Below are 17,416 nucleotides of genomic sequence, written 5' to 3' on the forward strand. Positions count from 1 at the left end.
CGTGACCACTCCCGAGAACGCAAGCGAGGGCCAGGCCTCCGCCGAGCGCCCGGCCAAGCGGCCCAGCGTCTTCAACCGGCTCTACCTGGGCAACGGCGCCTTCGACATCGTCGGCAAGCGCCGCCGCTGGTACGTGGTGACCTCGGTGATCTTCCTGGTCTGCCTGGGGTCGATGGTGTTCAAGGGCTTCAACCTCGGCATCGACTTCGTCGGCGGCACCAAGGTCCAGATGCCCGCCACCAGCGTCAGCAAGCAGATCACCGTCGACGAGGTGAAGTCGGTCTTCACCAGGGCGATGGGCACCGAGGCCTCGACCGTGCAGGTCGCGGGCACCGGCGCGAGCCAGCAGGTGCTGATCCGCTCGGAGACGCTGAACACCGAGCAGGTCACCAAGCTCAAGAACGCGCTCGCCACCGAGCTCAAGCCGCAGGGCGGGCTGCCCGCGATCAGCGACAGCGCGGTCAGCGGTTCCTGGGGCGGGGAGATCACCACACAGGCGGTCATCGCGCTGATCGTGTTCCTGGTGCTGGTGACGATCTTCCTGGCGGTCTACTTCGAGCGCTGGATGGCCGTCTCCGCGCTGGTGGCGCTGATCTTCGACACCGGGGTCACCGCGGGCGTGTACTCGATCGTCGGCTTCGAGCTGACGCCGGGAACGATCATCGGTCTGCTGACGATCCTCGGTTTCTCCCTCTACGACACCGTGGTCGTCTTCGACAAGGTCAAGGAGAACACCCGGGGCATCCTGGGCCTGACCAGGCGCACCTACGCCGAGGCGTCCAACCTGGCGCTGAACCAGACCCTGATGCGCTCGCTGAACACCTCGCTCATCGCGGTGCTCCCGGTGCTCGGCCTGCTGGTGATCGGCGTCGGCGTGCTCGGCGTCGGCACGCTCAAGGACCTGGCGCTGGTGCAGATGACCGGCATGATCGCGGGTGCCTTCTCCTCGATCTTCCTGGCGACGCCGCTGCTGGTGGACCTGAAGCTGACCGACCCGAAGGTCCGGCAGCAGGCCGAGCGGGTCGCCGCCCGCAGGGCCAACCAGGCCCGCAAGGCCGCCGGTGAGACCGGCGTGGAGTCGACCGACGAGGAGTCGCTGAACGCGGAGCTGCGCAAGGAGGCGGCGATGGCCGCCGCCGCGAGCGTGCCCGCGCGCACCGGCAAGGGCCCGGAGTCGCGCAAGGTCCGTCCCACCGGCAAGACCGCCGGACGGCCGTCGGGCAAGAAGCGCAGGTGAGCTCGGAGCTGGAGCGCGTCAGCGGGCTGATCCGCGAGGTCGAGGACTTCCCCCAGCCGGGGGTCCTCTTCCGCGACCTCAGCCCGCTGCTCGCCGACGCCGAGGGGTTCCGGGTGGTCGTCGAGGAGATGGCGGCGCACGGAACCGAGGCTGACGTGGATGTGGTGGTCGGCATCGAGGCCAGGGGTTTCCTGCTCGGTGCCGCCGTCGCGCTCCGGCTCGGCCTCGGTGTGGTCGGGGTGCGCAAACCGGGCAAACTGCCCGCGGTCGCGCATCGGGTTGATTACGCCTTGGAGTACGGAACGGCCACGCTGGAGCTGCCCGAGGGCACGCTCCGGCGTGGGGCCCGTGCGCTGGTCGTGGACGACGTGCTGGCCACCGGGGGAACCGTGGAGGCCGCCTGTTCGTTGGTCGAGCACGCGGAAGCCGAGGTCAGTGCCGTTTCGGTGGTGATGGAGCTGGCCGCGCTGAACGGTCGTCGGCGACTGGCCGGGCGAAAGGTGCGGTCGCTGCTCACCGTGTGAGGAGGGCAGCTCGACGTATTTCGATCAGTTCTTGCGATGTACCGGTGAAAACAGGCCCGCCAACGGCGTTATCCTCGTCTTTCCGGGACGGGTGAGTCCCCTCGCGCCGGACGAGCGCAGTGCGACAGCGGGGAGAACGCGGTGAGTCAAGAGGTCGAATCCGCTTCCACGATGGCGCAGCAGGCCGCGGCCGAGCGGGCGCCGTCGGCGACGAGGCGCGTCAGGGCCAGGCTGGCGCGGCGCATCACCGCTCAGCGCGCCACCTCGGTCAAGCAGGTGCTGGAGCCGTTGGCCGCCGTGCACCGCGAGCTGCACCCCAAGGCCGACCTGGCGCTGCTGCAGCGCGCCTACGACGTGGCCGAGGAGAAGCACCGCCACCAGCGCCGCAAGTCCGGTGACCCCTACATCACCCACCCGCTCGCGGTCTCCACCATCCTGGCCGAACTGGGCATGGACACCACGACGCTGGTCGCCGCGCTGCTGCACGACACCGTCGAGGACACCGACTACTCGCTGGAGCAGCTGCGCGAGGACTTCGGCGACGTGGTCGCGCACCTGGTCGACGGCGTGACCAAGCTGGACAAGGTGAAGCTGGGCGCGGCGGCCGAGGCCGAGACCATCCGCAAGATGGTGATCGCGATGGCCCGCGACCCCAGGGTGCTGGTGATCAAGCTCTCCGACCGCCTGCACAACATGCGCACCATGCGCTTCCTGCCGCCGGAGAAGCAGGCCCGCAAGGCGCGGGAGACCCTCGAGGTGCTCTCCCCGCTGGCGCACCGGCTCGGCATGGCCACGGTGAAGTGGGAGCTGGAGGACCTGGCCTTCGCCATCCTCCAGCCGAAGAAGTACGACGAGATCGTGCGGCTGGTCGCCAACCGCGCGCCCTCGCGGGACACCTACCTGCGCACGGTGATCGCGGAGATCTCCTCCAACCTCGACAGCGCGCGGATCGTGGCCAAGGTGGAGGGCCGCCCGAAGCACTACTACTCCATCCACCAGAAGATGATCGTGCGCGGCCGCGACTTCGACGACATCCACGACCTGGTGGGCGTGCGCATCCAGGTGGACGAGGTGCGCGACTGCTACGCCGCCATGGGCGTGGTGCACGCGCTGTGGCAGCCGATGCCCGGGCGCTTCAAGGACTACATCGCCCAGCCGCGCTTCGGCGTCTACCAGTCGCTGCACACCACGGTGATCGGGCCGGACGGCAAGCCGCTGGAAGTGCAGATCCGCACGCACGAGATGCACCGCACCGCCGAGTACGGCATCGCCGCGCACTGGCGGTACAAGGAGACCAAGGGCTCGCACGCCGGGCGCTCCGTCGAGGTCGACGAGATGGCGTGGATGCGCCAGCTGCTGGACTGGCAGCGCGAGGCCGCCGACCCCGGCGAGTTCCTGGAGTCGCTGCGCTACGAGCTGGCCGGGCGGGAGATCTTCGTCTTCACGCCCAAGGGCGACGTGATCACGCTGCCCGCCGGCTCCACCCCGGTGGACTTCGCCTACGCCGTGCACACCGAGGTCGGGCACCGCTGCATCGGCGCGCGGGTCAACGGCCGCCTGGTCGCTCTGGAGCGCAAGCTCGAGAACGGCGAGGTCATCGAGATCTTCACCTCCAAGGCCGAGGGCGCGGGCCCGTCGCGGGACTGGCTGTCCTTCGCGGCCTCGCCAAGGGCCAAGGCGAAGATCAAGCAGTGGTTCGCCAAGGAGCGCCGCGAGGAGGCCATCGAGGCGGGCAAGGACGCCATCGCCAAGGAGGTGCGGCGCGTCGGCCTGCCGATGCAGCGCCTGGTGTCGGTGGACTCGATGACCGCGCTGGCCAGGGAGCTGCGCTACCACGACGTCAGCTCGCTCTACGCCGCCGTCGGTGAGGGCCACGTCGGCGGGCGCTACGTGGTGCAGCGGCTGCTCGCGGTGCTCGGCGGCGTCGAGCACGCCGAGGAGGAGCTGGCCGACCGCTCCACCCCGTCCACTGTGCAGCGCCGCCGCAACACCGACGCCGGCGTGGTGGTCAAGGGTGTCACCGACGTCTGGGTGAAGCTCGCCCGCTGCTGCACGCCGGTGCCCGGTGACCAGATCCTCGGCTTCGTCACGCGCGGCGGCGGGGTCAGCGTGCACCGCACCGACTGCACCAACGCCGACGAGCTCCAGGAGTCGCCGGAGCGGTTGCTGGAGGTGGAGTGGGCGCCATCGGCCTCGTCGATGTTCCTGGTGTCCATCCAGGTCGAGGCGCTCGACCGGCACCGCCTGCTCTCCGACGTGACCAAGGTGCTCGCCGACGAGCGGGTGAACATCCTGTCGGCGTCGGTGACCACCTCGCGGGACCGGGTCGCGGTGAGCCGCTTCGCCTTCGAGATGGGCGATCCCAAGCACCTCGGCCACGTCCTCAAGGTCGTCCGCAACGTCGAGGGCGTCTACGACGTGTACCGGGTGACCTCCGCTTCCTGAGCGTCGCGGGTTGGGGTGTCTTCAAGACCCCCCAACCCCCTTTTCGATCATCGTTATGTGCGTCCTACTTCGGCGTGGTTGAGGGTTTGCCGTCGTTGGAGACCGCTGCGGTGGGGGTGTGCGGGTCTTGAAGACCGGCGAACCCGGCGGCGGTCGTGACGTGGTGCGGCTAGGCGTTCCTGCGCGTGGGGATCATCGGGATGTCTGCCGGGGCGACGACGGCGGCCCCGCCGAGCTCGGCGACGGGGGCGTCGGTCTCCGGGCGCAGCCGCCACCGCGAGGCGATCGTGGCGATGTGGATGATCATCTCCACGCGGGCGAAGAGGTTGCCGGGGCAGGTGTGCGCTCCGCCGCCGAAGGGCACCCACGCGCGCTTGCGCGGCGGAGCCGACAGCTCCGGGTCCCAGCGGTCGGGGTTCCAGCGGTGCGGCTCGGGGAACCAGCGCTCGTCGCGGCAGACCAGGTGCGGGCTGTAGATCATGAACGCCTTCTTCGGGATGCGCACACCGCCGAGCACGGTCTCCCGCGCGGCGCGGCGGGTGAGCATCCACGGCGCGTAGGTCCGCAGCGTCTCGTCGACGACCCGTTGCAGGAAGACCAGCCGGGGGACGTCCTCGGCGGTGGGTGGGCGCCCGTCCAGGACCCCGTCGAGCTCGGCGTGCAGCCGCGCCTCGGCGTCGGGGTGGTGGGCCAGGTTCTGCAGGGCGAAGGTCAGCATGTTGCCGGTGGTCTCGGCCCCGGCGAGCAGCAGGGCGATCAGCTCGTCGACGATCTGCGAGTCGGTGAAGCTGTCGCCGGTCTCGTCGTCGCGCACGCGGATCAGGATCGAGAGCACGTCGCCCTGGTCGGTGGCGTCGGCGCGGTAGGTGGAGATGGCCTCGGCGATGACGAGGCGCAGGCGCTTCGCCGAGGTGGTGAACCCGCGATTTCCCTTGGTGGGAATGAGATCCAGCACGAAGCCGGGCAGAACGAGCCTGCGGAAGAGGCCCTTCAGGAAGATCGGCAGCAGCTGGCGGATCTCGCGGGCGGTGTCCTGGTTGGACTCGGCCGCCACCAGCGTCCGCACACCCGTCGCCAGCGCGAGGTCGTTCATCTCGCCCTTGAGCGCGATCGGCTCGCCCTCCCGCCACCGCGCGCTCTGCGCGGTCGACAGCTCGCTCATCAGCGTGGTGTAGCCGTTGACCCGCTGCTGGCGGAACGCCGGAGCCAGCATCCGCCTGCGCTTGCGGTGCTCCTCCCCGCTGAGGGTGCTGGTGCTCTCCCCGATCAGCGGCTTGGTCACGGTGGACAGCAGCCCCTGCTCGTAGGACTCCGCGTCGGAGATCAGCATCTGGTGCAGCACGTCGGGGTCGGTCACGACGTAGGCGCTGCGCGGTCCGAGACCGATCCGGACGACGTCGCCGTGCGGTGCGAGTCCGCGGAAGAACTGTAGTGGGTTTCGCAGAAGTGACAGCGCGTGCCCGGCGAGAAAACGGCGCCCGGGGACGGTGGGAGCAGATATGGCGGCGGTTTCCATGACGCGTCATGGTAGGAAAACGCGCATTTTCTGTCGTTAGGCAGAATGGGGCCGTATATGGGTCATTCCGGTGATGAGATTTGGCGTGGACTGAAAGGCCCGTGACGCGCCCCCGGAGGAGTGCGTCACGGGTTCCTCGATCAGCCGACCCTGACCCACTCGGTGCACATGATGCCGCCGCGGTCATCGGTGGCACAGCCGCGGTAGAACTGCCCGTAGGACACGGCGTTGGTGCCGACGAAGCCCCTGTCGACGACCACGCGCGGGTCGTGACCGGCGCCGGGGTTGTTCGACCGGTCCAGGTACACCGTCATCGGCACCTTCGCGCCGTCCTTGAGCAGGATCACCTGAGCCTCCACCGGGTTGCCGCCCGGCTTCCAGAAGGTCGTGGTGCTCAGCTTGCCCCAGCCGTTCTCCGCGTTGCACCAGTTGATGTGCTGGTCCGGCGGGAACGGCCCGTTGCCGCAGGTGGCTTCGGCGGAGGCGGGCGTCGCGGCCAGTCCGGAGAGCGCGGCGCCGAGCACGGCGGCGGCCACGGCGGTTCGGACGTGCCTTTTCTCTGTCTTCACTGAAATTCCCCTCAATTTCACGTGAACCTTTTTCGCTATCGCAGGGTTGCGATGGCGCGAGGTTAGGGGAACGCGAGTGCCTTGTCAGGCGAACGAGTGAATTGTCTGACTACTTGTCTTGAAAGGGATTCGCATCCGCGTTCGGACCTGGGAGAACCGTGGGCCCGGTCGCAGCCGTTCTCGGTTGCGGTCCTCGCCCCATGGCGGCGGAGGTCGCCCCGCGCGTCCTTGAAGCCGCGGTGCTCGTCCGCAGGGCCGCCTGCCCAGCAACGTACGGCTGCCGTTGCCGTTCTCGGGTCGGCGGATGTGGGTGGCGCGCTGGGCTCGGCGGGGACGGCCAGGTTTGCCTTGCCTGGCAAGGGCTTTCGCCGCACTCCGGCACACTGTCCATAGTGGACTTTCCGCCACTCGTCACCGGCTTCACGTCGCGCGGCTGCGGGACGCGCTCGACTCAAGTGCTGGCGCGCGCATGCTGATCGCCGCTGACGGTCGCACCGTGGCCGGAATGTCCGGGGTTGTCTGGATTTTCGCCGGGCTCCACCTCCCCAGCGCGGTTCTGGTCGCATTCCTCAAGCCTTCGTGAGCCGACTTCGCTACATTCGCCCCCGTGGATGAGAGCACCAAGGCGGAGCTGGCGATTCCGGCCTCTGTGGACAGTCCGGTCCGGCCGGCGCCGCCGAAGAGCCGGTTCGCCGCGTGGCTGTTGCAGCACCGGGTCCAACCGGTCGGCCCGGAGTCCGGCGAGGGCCACGCGACGCCGCAGCCCTGGTGGAAGGTCATGTGCCTCACCGGCGTCGACTACTTCTCCACGCTCTCCTACCTGCCCGGCATCGCCGCGCTCGCCGCGGGCGCGCTGTCCCCGCTGGCCACACTGCTGATCGTGGCGCTGACGCTGCTCGGCATGCTGCCGATGTACCGCAGGGTGGCCAGGGAGAGCCCGAACGGCCAGGGCTCGGTGGCGATGCTGGAGGACCTGCTGCCGTTCTGGCGCGGCAAGGTCTTCGTGCTCGTGCTGCTCGGCTTCGTCGCCACCTCGTGGATCATCACGATCACCCTGTCCTCCGCCGACGCCACGGTGCACGCGCTGGAGAACCCGCTGATGCCGGAGTTCCTGCACGGGCACGAGGTGCTGATCACCGTGGTGCTGCTGCTGGTGCTCGGCGGCGTGTTCCTGATGGGCTTCAGCGAGGCGGTCAACGTGGCCATCCCGCTGGTCGCGCTCTTCCTGCTGCTCAACGCGATCACCGTCGTCGCGGCCGTGGTCGGGCTGGTCGCCGAGCCGTTCGCGGTGACCTCGTGGTGGGACGCGCTCACGCACAGCCCCGGTGGCCTGCCCGGCGCGATCGGCGCGGCCGTGCTGGCGTTCCCGCTGCTGGTGCTCGGCCTCTCCGGCTTCGAGACCGGGGTCAGCATGATGCCGCTGGTCGCCGCGAAGGGCGAGACCGACCGCGAGCGGCTGGACAACCGCGTCCGCAACACCCGCAAGCTGCTCACCGCCGCCGCCGTGATCATGTCGGTGTACCTGGTCGCGACGAGCTTCGTGACCACGATGCTCATCCCCGCGCAGGAGTTCGCCGCCGGGGGCAAGGCGAGCGGCCGGGCGATGGCCTACCTGGCGCACCAGCAGCTCGGCGAGGGCTTCGGCACCGTCTACGACATCAGCAGCATCTTGATCCTGTGGTTCGCGGGCGCCTCCGCGATGGCCGGTCTGATCAACATCGTGCCGCGCTACCTGCCCTCCTACGGCATGGCGCCGGACTGGGGGCGCGCGGTGCGGCCGGTCGTGCTGGTCTACACCGCGATCAGCATCGGCATCACGATCGCCTTCGGCGCCGACGTCAACGCGCAGTCCGGCGCCTACGCGACCGGCATCCTGGCGATGATGGTCTCCGGCTCGGTCGCGGTGACGATCTCCGCAGCGCGGCACCGGCAGCGCGGCGCGGTCATCGGCTTCGGCGTGCTCACCCTGGTGCTGCTCTACGCCCTGGTGGAGAACGTGATCAAGAAGCCGGACGGCATCGCGATCTCGGCCGTCTTCATCGCGGGCATCGTGGTGATCTCGCTGATCTCCCGCGTCACCCGCACCACCGAGCTGCGCGCGGAACGCATCGAGTTCGACGAGACCGCGCGCCGCTTCGTCACCGATTCGCTCGCCCACGACTCCGCGCTCAACATCATCGCCAACCAGCGGCAGGCCGGGGACAACGCCGAGTACTCCGCGAAGGAGGCGGCGCAGCGCGGGATGAACCCGGTCCCCGGCTCGGCCGACGTGCTGTTCCTGGAGATCGACGTGGTCGACCCGTCGGACTTCAGCGACGTGCTGTGCGTGCGCGGCGTGGAGGTCGACGGGCACCGCGTGCTGCGCGCCGACAGCCCCGCGGTGCCCAACGCGATCGCCGCGATCCTGTTGACGCTGCGGGACACCACGGGGGTGCGGCCGCGGTGCCACTTCGAGTGGTCGGAGGGCAACCCGCTCACCCACCTGTTCCGCTACCTGATCCTGGGCAAGGGCGACACCGCGCCGGTGGTCCGGGAGATCCTGCGCACCGCTGAGCAGGACCCGGACCGCCGACCCGCCATCCACGTCGGCGGCTAGAAGGCGTTCACGCCGGTCAGCTCGGCCGACAGCGCCCACAGCCGCGCTGCCTCGTCGCGGTCCACGGCGTAGGAGCGCACTCCGGGGGCGTCGTCGTCGGAGATCTCGGCGACCTCGCAGTCCTCCAGGTAGACCCCGCCCAGCTCGGCCAGCCGGGGTGAGGTCGCCGCCCACACCTGGGTCGACGCGCCCTGCTCCGGCGTCTTGAACTCGGGCACGAGCGGGGTGCCGTTCTCGTCGATCCACCCCCGCTCGACCTGCTCGGCCTTGGTCAGGTGGCGCTGCAACGGCGTCAGGATGCCGCCGGGGTGCAGCGCGAAGGACTGGACCCCGAAGGCGTTGAGCTGCACCGCGAACAGCACGTTGGCGGTCTTCGCCTGGCAGTAGGCGGCCCACTTGTCGTAGCCGCGCTCGAACTGCACGTCGTCCCACCGGATCGGCGAGCTGCGGTGCCCCGCTGAGGACACCGACACCACGCGGGCGTCCTCGGCGAGCACGGGCCGCAGGCGGTTGACCAGCGCGAAGTGCCCGAGGTGGTTGGTGGCGAACTGCGCCTCCCAGCCGGGGCCGACGCGGGTCTCCGGGCACGCCATGATCCCGGCGTTGTTGATCACCATGTCGGCGCGCCGCCCCGAGGCCGTGAACCGCTCGGCGAAGCCGCGAACGCTGTCCAGGCCACCGAGGTCGAGCTGGTCGACCTCCGCGATCTCGCCGACCTCGGCCCGCGCGGCGTCCACCCGCCTGGCGGGGACCACGACGTGGGCACCGGCCGCGGCGAGCGCCCGAGTGGTCTCCAGGCCGAGCCCTGAATACCCCCCGGTGATGATCGCCAGCTTGCCGGTGAGGTCGATACCGTCTAGCACCTCGTTGGCGGTGCTCCTGGCCCCGAACCCGGAGCCGATCTTGTGCTGAGCCGTTGTCATGCCTTCGAGGTTAGGAATTGGAGCGCGCTCCAAGTCAAACGCTAGGGGAGTCGGGATGATCTGTCTGGTCACTGGTGCGTCGTCGGGCATCGGCCACGCCACCGCGCTGGAGCTGCTGAGCGCCGGGCATGTCGTCTATGCGGCTGCGCGGCGTCTTGAGCGCATGGAAGACCTGCGCGCGGCGGGCGCGCACACGGTGGCCATGGACGTGACGGACGAGACCGCGACAGAACGCGTCGTTCGCACGATTCTCGAAGAGCAGCACCGGATCGACGTGCTGGTGAACAACGCGGGCGTGGCTCTGCACGGCGCTGTCGAGGACGTTCCGCTCAAGCGCGCGCGGGAGCTGTTCGAGGTGAACCTGTTCGGCGCGGCACGCCTGGCACAGCTCGTGCTCCCGTCGATGCGCGCGCAGCGCTCGGGCACGATCGTCAACGTCTCCTCGATCGGCGGCGAGATCGCGCTCCCGCTCGGCGCCTGGTACTACGCGTCCAAGCACGGCCTCGAAGCGTTCTCCGACACCCTGCGCCAGGAGGTCGGCCGCTTCGGCATCGACGTGGTCGTCGTCCAGCCCGGCCTGATCGCCACCGAGATCCAGGACGGCAGCGCGGCGGAGATGCGCGAGCTGTCCGGCCAGGGCCCCTACGCCACGCTCGCCGAGGCGATGGCCGCGCGCACCGAGACCTCGAACGCCCAGCGGCACAGGCTCTCCGACCCCTCGGTCGTGGCGCGCACCGTGCGCACGGCGGTGGAGACGGACCGGCCGAAGACGCGCTACGTCACCGGCTACATGGGCAAGCTCCTGCTGCGGCTCAACCGGCTGCTCTCCGACCGGCGCTTCGACAAGGTCGCCACGCGCGGACTGGACGGTTGACCTCAACCTGAGTTGAGTTCCTACGGTCGGCGCATGGACAACGCAGACCTCGCACGCCAACCGATCGGCTACTGGGCGTGGGCCGCGCACAAGGCGGCGGTGACCTTCATCCGCGCGGCCCTCGCCGAGCACGACCTCACCCAGCCCCGGTGGTGGGTGCTCAACCAGCTCGCCGAGGGCGACAAGACGCGGGCCGAAGTGACCGCGGTCCTGGAGGGCTACCTCGACGTGGGCTCGGACCTGCAACCCGAGATCGACGCGGTGCTCGACCGGGGCTGGGCCGCCTCGGGTCCTGCGGAGCTGTCGCTCACCGAGGACGGCAGGGCGCTGCACGCGAAGGTCGCCCTGCTGCAACAGGACCTCCGCGCGCGCATCCACGACGGGATCGCCGACGAGGAGTACGTGCGCGTGCTCGAGGTGCTCCAGCGCATGATCCACAACGTCGGCGGGAAGGCGTGGCACCACTGACTTGCGTTGGAGCGCGCTCCAACTCGTAGCTTCTCTCTCGAAGGCAGAAACGAGAGGGTGTGAGCCACGATGGAGATCCGTCAACTGGGGCGGCAGGGGCTGAAGGCGTCGGCGCTGGGGCTGGGCTGCATGGGGATGAGCCGCTCCTACGGCACCCCGGACGACGTGGAGTCGATCGCCACGATCCACCGCGCGCTCGACCTGGGCTGCACGTTCTTCGACACGGCCGAGATGTACGGGCCGTTCACCAACGAGGCGCTGCTCGGCGAGGCGCTGCGCGGCAGGCGGGACGAGGCGGTCATCGCCACCAAGTTCGGCTGGGAGTTCGACGAGAACGGCGTGCAGGGCGAGCTGAACAGCAGGCCCGAGCACATCCGCTGGGTCACCGAGCAGTCCCTGCGCAGGCTCGGCACCGACCACCTGGACGTGCTCTACCAGCACCGGGTCGACCTGAACGTGCCGATCGAGGAGGTCGCGGGCGCGGTCGGCGAGCTGATCGAGGCCGGGAAGGTGCGCTACTTCGGCCTGTCCGAGGCCGGTCCGGAGACGATCCGGCGGGCGCACGCCACCTTCCCCGTCTCGGTGCTCCAGACGGAGTACTCGCTGTGGGAGCGGGACATCGAGGCCGAGATCCTGCCGGTGCTGCGCGAGCTGGGCATCGGCCTCGTGCCGTACTCGCCGCTCGGCCGGGGCTTCCTGACCAGCGACGCGCGCCGCGCCGAGGACTACCCGGAGACCGACTACCGCCGCAACGACCCGAGGTTCCAGGGCGCCAACTTCGACGCCAACACGGCCGCCGCGGCCTCGGTCCGCGAGATCGCCGCGCGCAAGGGCGCCACGCCCGCGCAGGTCGCGCTCGCCTGGCTGCTGGCCAGGGGCGAGGACGTGGTGCCGATCCCCGGGACCAAGCGGCGCGAGCGGCTGGAGGAGAACCTGGCCGCCACCGACATCGTGCTCGACGACGCCGACATGGCCGCGCTCGACCTCGGGGAAACGGCGGGTCCGCGTTATCCGGAGGCGTTCATGGGAATGAACGGGAGATAGCCTCCCGGGAATGCCGGGAGGCTGGTCGCCGCGTTTTTTCAGAAGGTCACGTCACCGCACTGATAAAACGCGTTCCCGGTGTCGGCGATATCCCACACCGCGAGGATCAGGTGTCGCCCGGAACGCGTGGGCAGCTTCCCGGTGTGGGTCACCGTCGACCCGGGCCTGGCCCCCTTGAAGTCCACCGCGTAGAACGGCGCGGGCTCCAGCGCGGCCCTGGTCAGCGGCGCGGAGGGGTTCCACCCGGCGCGGGTGATGAAGTAGCGGAAGGACGTGGTCGCGTGCGCCGCGGTCAGCGTCCAGCTGAACGCCAGGTTCTGTCCCGAGCTGACCTTGCGCGCGGGCCACGAGCCCCCGCGCGGGTCGTCCAGCTGCGCGAACTGGCTCAGCCCACCAGCGCAGATGCGTCCGTCGCCCGGCCCGCGCGCCGGGAAGCCCTTCGGGCCCTCCACGCTCTGCGGCTCCCACTGGATCGGCCCGCAGCCGGTCACCGCGCCGGTCTTGCACAGGTAGGACCTGCTCGGGACGTTCGTCGTGTAGCCGTGCGCTCCGGCCACCCCGGTGAGCACGAGCGGGAGGGCCACGCACGCCGCGGCCACCGCACTGATCCGTCCAAGAAGCTTGCTCGCCACCGTCACTCCTCATGCTGACCGCGGCGGCGGGGAATTCGCAGGGAAGTGGACGGTATCGGGTTTCCCGGCGTGACCCGTACCGCCACAAGCGTGTCTTTCCCGTTGCTTTTCGCGCAATGAGAAGGGCCCGCCCGAGGATTCTCGGACGGGCCCTTCTCGTGCTGGTGCTAGCTGACGGTCACCTTGGTGAACTTGACTTCCTTCTTCGGCTTGCCGCCGCCCGGGTTCGGGTCGAAGGAGCCGTCGTGCCCGGCGCGGGCCACCTCGTCCACCAGCTTCAGGCCGTCCTCGCCGATCGTGCCGAAGACGCTGTAGTCCGGGCTCAGCGCGGCGTTGCCGTAGACGATGAAGAACTGGCCACCGGTGCTGTTCTTCGCGCTCGTCTTGGCCATCGCCAGGTATCCGCGGCCGTAGGTCAGCTCCGGCCAGGACTCCTCGCCGAAGGCGTAGCCGGGACCGCCGGAGCCGTCCGGGTTCGGCGCGCCGCACTGCAGCATCTGCAGGCCCTCGGTGCTGATCCGGTGGCAGCTGGTGTCGTTGTAGTAGCCCTGCTTGATCAGGCTCACCATGCTGTTCACCGCGCACGGGGCCAGCGAGCGGTCCAGCGTCAGCGGCAGCTTGCCGATGTTGGCCTCGACGTCGACCTTCACGGTGCCGGTCGCCTCGACGTCCTTGCCCTCGGGGGCCTTCACGCCCTTGGCGGCGGGCTGGCCCTCGGTGGCCTTGTACTCGCAGCTCACCTTCGGCGGCAGCGGGGAGGGACGGGCGGCGGGCTTGGCGAGCTCCGTCGGGATCTCCAGCGGCTTCGCCTCGGGCTCCGGCGGCGTCCTGGTGACCCAGAAGATCAGCGCGACGGCCAGGACGGTGCCGCCGATGGCGGATCCGACACCGATGACGCGGCGCCGCTTGGCGCGCTGGGCGCGACGCTCCAGCTGCCGCGCCAGCTTCCGCTTCACGGCCTGGCGGCGCTGCTCGTTGCTCGGCACAGTGCTCCCTCCCGAGGATCGTGCGTGACGGCGCATTCTAGGGAACGTGGTGTGAACCCGGTGTGCACGGCCGCCCCGTTAGGCTGACGCCGAAATTCTCCCCTGTCCGTGATCACCGCTTTCCCGGAGGGTTCCCCCGTGTTCGTCGCAGGCTTCCCGGTCGGCGCGCTGCAGGCCAACTGCTTCCTGCTCGCCCCTGCCGAAGGCGCCGACTGCGTCATCGTCGACCCAGGTCAGGACGCTGTCGAACCGATCGAGGAGGCCCTGCGCGAGCACCGGCTGACCCCGGCCGCCGTGCTGCTCACCCACGGCCACTTCGACCACGTCTTCTCCGCGGCCGAGCTCTGCCGCGCCCACGGCGTGCCCGTGTGGATCCACCCGGAGGACCGGCCCATGCTGGCCGACCCCGGGCGCGCGCTCGGCCCGGCGGCCACCGCGCTCTTCGGCGGCCGCGTCGAGATGAGCGAGCCCGACGAGGTCCGCGAGCTGGCCGCCGACCAGGTGCTGGAGGTGGCGGGGCTGAGCTTCACCGTGGACCACACCCCCGGCCACACCAGGGGGTCGGTGTGCTTCCGCACCACCACCGAGGAGGGCGGCAGGCTGCTGTTCTCCGGTGACACCCTGTTCGCGGGCTCCATCGGCCGCACCGACCTGCCCGGCGGGGACACCGAGGAGATCATGCGCTCGCTCAAGGAGAAGATCCTCCCACTGCCCGACGACACCGTCGTCCTGCCCGGCCACGGCCCGGCCTCCACGATCGGCAGGGAGCGCGCGACCAACCCCTTCCTCTCCGGTGGCGGCGCGTCCTTCCCGACCAGGGGGTTGTAGTGATCGCCCTCGATCTCCTCCCTCCCGAGCTGCTGCGCAGGCGCGCGTTCCTGGTCGGCTTCGTCGGCGGCCTCCTCGCGGCGCTGCTCGGCGCCCTGGTCTCACTGCTCGTGGACCCCGTGGCGGGGCTCGTGCTGTTCCTGCTGCTCTCGCTGCCGCCGTCGCTGTTCTCCTTCGCTGAGGCCCGCAAGCGCACGTGGCTGGACGGGCGCGTGCTCACCGTGCGCGGGCTGGGCACCACCAGCGCCGACCTCGGCGCGGTCACCGACCTGGGCGTGCTGGTCAGCCAGGCCAAGGGACTGCGCACGGTCAACCTGCTGATCAGCGCGGGCGGCAGGACGCTCTCCGTGGGGTTGGCGATCTACGCCGACGACCGCATGCGGGAACTGGAGCCGCTCGCGCTGCGCAAGCTCGCCGACGCGCTGATCGCCACGGGGGAGCCGTACGCGCTGCTGTTCGCCGAACTGCTCGTCGCGCAGCTGCGCGCGGACGCCCGGGAGGCCTCGCTGGAGGAGCGACCGCTGTTCACCCTGGCGGCGGTGGCCGAGCCGGGCAGGCTCGCGCAGCGGATCGGCTCCGACGTGGTGTCGAAGGTCGTCGCCCGGGACTGAGGTGGTTCGGCGGGACGCCTTGTGCCGTGTTCGAACACATGTTCGAATCAGAGTCATGAGGTGGGACAGTCAGCGCGACGACCGGATGGCCACGACCCTGCCGGGGTTGGAGTACACGAGCACCCCGACACCGGGGTTCGCCGATGTCACCTTCCACGAGGTGCGCGCGAAGTCGGTGCTGTCCAAGGTCGCGGGCGGCTCGTCGATGCCCTTCGGCTGGACCGTCAATCCCTACCGGGGGTGCTCGCACGCCTGCACCTATTGCTTCGCAAGGGATTCGCACACCTACCTCGACCTCGACTCGGGGCGCGACTTCGACACCCAGGTGATCGTCAAGGTCAACGCGCCCGAGGTGCTCGCCGCCCAGCTGCGCTCGCCGAAGTGGGCCCGCGAGCACGTCGCGATGGGCACCAACACCGACCCCTACCAGCGCGCCGAGGGCCGCTACCAGCTGATGCCGGGGATCATCCGCGCGCTCGCCGCCGCGCGGACGCCGTTCTCGATCCTGACCAAGGGAACGGTGATGTCCAGGGACATCCCGCTGCTGGCGGTGGTCGGCGAGAAGGTGCCGATCGGGATCGGCGTGTCCATCGCGCTGCTCGACCGCGACCTCCAGGCGTCGTTGGAGCCCGGGACCGCCAGCCCGCAGGCGCGCCTCGAACTCGTGCGGCGCGTGCGCGAGGCCGGGCTGCCGTGCGGGGTGTTCGTGGCTCCCGTGCTGCCGTGGCTGACCGATTCCGTTGCGCGGCTTGACGATCTGCTCGGCGCGGTCGGTGAGGCGGGCGCCACCGGAGTGACCGTGCTGCCGCTTCACCTGCGCAAGGGCGCGCGCGAGTGGTTCTTCGCGTGGCTCGCGCGCGAGCGCCCGGACCTCGTCGCCGGTTACCGCCGGATCTACGCCAGGGGAAGCTACGCCGACCCGAGGTACCGCCGCTGGCTCGGCGAGCGCGTGGCGCCACTGCTGCGCAAGCACGGCATTCCCCACGGCATGGGCAGATCCAGTGTCTCCGATGTCTCTGATGTCGCGGACCTGTGGCCGACGGGCGCGCTCCCGCAGTCACTGACCCCGGCGACCCTGGAGCAGGAGCAGCTGACCCTCCTGTAACCCTGCGGTTTTCCACAGTGAATCCGATGGTTTTCCGCAGTGCCCACCCCGGCACCCCCCACCTACGGTCAACCCATGACCGCCGCCACCGCGACCCAGGACCCGCTCCGCCTCTTCCTCGCCGACATCAGCAAGGTCGCCCTGCTGCGCGCGGACGAGGAGGTGGAGCTGGCCAAGCGCGTCGAGGCGGGCGTCTACGCGACAGAACTGTTGCGCGGCAACGATGTCCACCCCGTGCGCGAACGCGACGAGCTGCGCTGGCTGGAGCGCGACGGCCGGCGGGCGAAGCGCAGGATGCTGGAGGCCAACCTGCGCCTGGTGGTCTCGCTGGCCAAGCGCTACACCGGTCGCGGCATGGCGTTCCTGGACCTGATCCAGGAGGGCAACCTCGGTCTGATCCGCGCGGTGGAGAAGTTCGACTACACCAAGGGTTACAAGTTCTCCACCTACGCGACGTGGTGGATCCGCCAGGCGCTCACCCGCGCCCTCTCGGACCAGTCACGGACCATTCGGATGCCCGTGCACGTCGTGGAGTGCCTCAACAAGATCAGGCGCGTTCGGCGTGATCTGGCGCAGTCCCTCGGCCGCGATCCGACCTCGGCGGAGGTGGCGGCGGAGTCGGGCTTCACCGCGGCGAGGGTGGAGGAGATCCAGCGCTGCGCCCTCGATCCGCTGTCACTGGACATGCCGCTCGGAGAGGAGGGAGCCGCGCGGCTCGGCGACTTCATCGAGGACGCCAACCCCGTCGACGTCATCGAACTCGTGGCCTCGGACCGGATGCGCAAGCACCTCAACGTCGTCCTCGACACCCTGTCCGAGCGCGAGGCCGAAGTGCTGCGCTTGCGCTTCGGCCTCACCGGTGGCGCGCCCCGGACCCTCTGCGAGATAGGTGAGCTCTACGGCCTCACCCGCGAACGCATCCGGCAGATCGAGAGCAGAGCCATGTGCAAGCTCCGCCACCCCACCCGCTCCCACGTCCTCCGCGCCCACATCGACTAGTGTCCTGAGTCAGGAATTCTGTTCAGATAACTGGCTAGGCGGTGAAGGATCTGGTCTGC

At 69.9% G+C, this 17,416-nt stretch carries 15 protein-coding genes and 1 pseudogene; 11 read left to right on the top strand and 5 right to left on the bottom strand.

Translation table 11 applies throughout. The features are described 5' to 3' along the window. Nucleotide 1: 1 nt before the first annotated feature. The 3 genes from secF (at nucleotide 2) to ABD798_RS33020 (ending at nucleotide 4,206) form a co-directional block, all read left to right on the top strand. Entirely contained in the window at nucleotides 2–1,237 is a 1,236-nt protein-coding gene (gene secF, locus ABD798_RS33010; protein ID WP_344883958.1) for a protein translocase subunit SecF, read from the top strand. Beyond that, a complete protein-coding gene (locus tag ABD798_RS33015; protein WP_344883961.1) occupies nucleotides 1,234–1,761 on the top strand; it encodes an adenine phosphoribosyltransferase in 528 nt (175 codons plus the stop codon). Before secF ends, ABD798_RS33015 begins: the two co-directional genes overlap by 4 nt. A gap of 171 nt (nucleotides 1,762–1,932) precedes the next feature. Next, the gene (locus ABD798_RS33020; RefSeq protein ID WP_344884019.1) at nucleotides 1,933–4,206 is read left to right on the top strand and encodes a RelA/SpoT family protein; all 2,274 of its coding nucleotides are present in this window, start codon (nucleotides 1,933–1,935) and stop codon (nucleotides 4,204–4,206) included. Nucleotides 4,207–4,375: 169 nt separating this feature from the next. Here ABD798_RS33020 and ABD798_RS33025 read toward each other — a convergent pair whose 3' ends face one another. After that, entirely contained in the window at nucleotides 4,376–5,722 is a 1,347-nt protein-coding gene (locus ABD798_RS33025; RefSeq protein WP_344883964.1) for a cytochrome P450, read from the bottom strand. A gap of 140 nt (nucleotides 5,723–5,862) precedes the next feature. Continuing rightward, nucleotides 5,863–6,291 carry a hypothetical protein gene (locus tag ABD798_RS33030; protein ID WP_344883967.1) on the bottom strand — a complete coding sequence of 143 codons (429 nt, stop codon included), beginning with the start codon at nucleotides 6,289–6,291 and terminating at the stop codon, nucleotides 5,863–5,865. A 778-nt stretch (nucleotides 6,292–7,069) separates the two neighbouring features. Here ABD798_RS33030 and ABD798_RS33035 point away from each other — a divergent pair. After that, complete coding sequence (locus ABD798_RS33035) at nucleotides 7,070–8,887, top strand: APC family permease (protein ID WP_344884022.1); 1,818 nt, start codon at nucleotides 7,070–7,072, stop codon at nucleotides 8,885–8,887. On the opposite strand, the gene ABD798_RS33040 is transcribed toward ABD798_RS33035, so the two are convergent. Further along, nucleotides 8,884–9,810, bottom strand: coding sequence for an SDR family NAD(P)-dependent oxidoreductase (locus ABD798_RS33040; RefSeq protein ID WP_344883970.1), 927 nt, complete (start codon nucleotides 9,808–9,810; stop codon nucleotides 8,884–8,886). The two genes, ABD798_RS33035 and ABD798_RS33040, sit on opposite strands and share 4 nt — an antisense overlap. A 55-nt stretch (nucleotides 9,811–9,865) precedes the next feature. Here ABD798_RS33040 and ABD798_RS33045 point away from each other — a divergent pair, with 55 nt between their 5' ends. From ABD798_RS33045 to ABD798_RS33055, 3 genes are all read left to right on the top strand, one after another. Beyond that, the gene (locus tag ABD798_RS33045) at nucleotides 9,866–10,684 is read left to right on the top strand and encodes an oxidoreductase (RefSeq protein WP_344883973.1); all 819 of its coding nucleotides are present in this window, start codon (nucleotides 9,866–9,868) and stop codon (nucleotides 10,682–10,684) included. Nucleotides 10,685–10,717: 33 nt separating this feature from the next. Further along, nucleotides 10,718–11,152: a MarR family winged helix-turn-helix transcriptional regulator gene (locus ABD798_RS33050; protein WP_344883976.1), complete on the top strand. Its 435-nt coding sequence runs from the start codon at nucleotides 10,718–10,720 to the stop codon at nucleotides 11,150–11,152. Nucleotides 11,153–11,221: 69 nt separating this feature from the next. Then, the gene (locus ABD798_RS33055; protein ID WP_344883979.1) at nucleotides 11,222–12,196 is read left to right on the top strand and encodes an aldo/keto reductase; all 975 of its coding nucleotides are present in this window, start codon (nucleotides 11,222–11,224) and stop codon (nucleotides 12,194–12,196) included. A gap of 38 nt (nucleotides 12,197–12,234) precedes the next feature. Here the strand turns inward: ABD798_RS33055 and ABD798_RS33060 are convergent, their stop codons facing one another. After that, nucleotides 12,235–12,828 (bottom strand): lytic polysaccharide monooxygenase auxiliary activity family 9 protein, encoded by a 594-nt coding sequence (locus tag ABD798_RS33060; RefSeq protein ID WP_344883982.1) that lies wholly within the window; start codon nucleotides 12,826–12,828, stop codon nucleotides 12,235–12,237. 167 nt (nucleotides 12,829–12,995) lie between these two features. Next, on the bottom strand, nucleotides 12,996–13,814 hold the full coding sequence (locus ABD798_RS33065) for a peptidylprolyl isomerase (protein WP_344883985.1): 819 nt from the start codon (nucleotides 13,812–13,814) through the stop codon (nucleotides 12,996–12,998). A 138-nt stretch (nucleotides 13,815–13,952) separates the two neighbouring features. Between ABD798_RS33065 and ABD798_RS33070 the strand changes: the two genes are divergently transcribed. The 4 genes and pseudogenes from ABD798_RS33070 to ABD798_RS33085 form a co-directional block, all read left to right on the top strand. Next, on the top strand, nucleotides 13,953–14,642 hold the full coding sequence (locus ABD798_RS33070) for an MBL fold metallo-hydrolase (RefSeq protein ID WP_344883988.1): 690 nt from the start codon (nucleotides 13,953–13,955) through the stop codon (nucleotides 14,640–14,642). Then, the gene (locus ABD798_RS33075) at nucleotides 14,642–15,253 is read left to right on the top strand and encodes a hypothetical protein (protein ID WP_344883991.1); all 612 of its coding nucleotides are present in this window, start codon (nucleotides 14,642–14,644) and stop codon (nucleotides 15,251–15,253) included. Before ABD798_RS33070 ends, ABD798_RS33075 begins: the two co-directional genes overlap by 1 nt. Before the next feature lie 55 nt (nucleotides 15,254–15,308). Beyond that, nucleotides 15,309–16,358, top strand: coding sequence for an Rv2578c family radical SAM protein (locus tag ABD798_RS33080; protein ID WP_344883994.1), 1,050 nt, complete (start codon nucleotides 15,309–15,311; stop codon nucleotides 16,356–16,358). A gap of 87 nt (nucleotides 16,359–16,445) precedes the next feature. Continuing rightward, nucleotides 16,446–17,357, top strand: a pseudogene (locus ABD798_RS33085) (RNA polymerase sigma factor); the annotation flags it as partial. Nucleotides 17,358–17,416: the final 59 nt, after the last annotated feature.

The organism is Allokutzneria multivorans (genome assembly GCF_039537405.1).
GTDB lineage: Bacteria > Actinomycetota > Actinomycetes > Mycobacteriales > Pseudonocardiaceae > Allokutzneria > Allokutzneria multivorans.

Excerpts from the sequence above, each read along its gene's own strand:
- ABD798_RS33040 (WP_344883970.1), bottom strand. The coding sequence starts at position 9,810 with ATGACAACGGCTCAGCACAAGATCGGCTCCGGGTTCGGGGCCAGGAGC.
- ABD798_RS33025 (WP_344883964.1), bottom strand. The coding sequence starts at position 5,722 with ATGGAAACCGCCGCCATATCTGCTCCCACCGTCCCCGGGCGCCGTTTT.
- ABD798_RS33045 (WP_344883973.1), top strand. The coding sequence starts at position 9,866 with ATGATCTGTCTGGTCACTGGTGCGTCGTCGGGCATCGGCCACGCCACC.
- ABD798_RS33080 (WP_344883994.1), top strand. The coding sequence starts at position 15,309 with ATGAGGTGGGACAGTCAGCGCGACGACCGGATGGCCACGACCCTGCCG.
- ABD798_RS33050 (WP_344883976.1), top strand. The coding sequence starts at position 10,718 with ATGGACAACGCAGACCTCGCACGCCAACCGATCGGCTACTGGGCGTGG.
- ABD798_RS33035 (WP_344884022.1), top strand. The coding sequence starts at position 7,070 with ATGTGCCTCACCGGCGTCGACTACTTCTCCACGCTCTCCTACCTGCCC.
- ABD798_RS33020 (WP_344884019.1), top strand. The coding sequence starts at position 1,933 with ATGGCGCAGCAGGCCGCGGCCGAGCGGGCGCCGTCGGCGACGAGGCGC.
- ABD798_RS33055 (WP_344883979.1), top strand. The coding sequence starts at position 11,222 with ATGGAGATCCGTCAACTGGGGCGGCAGGGGCTGAAGGCGTCGGCGCTG.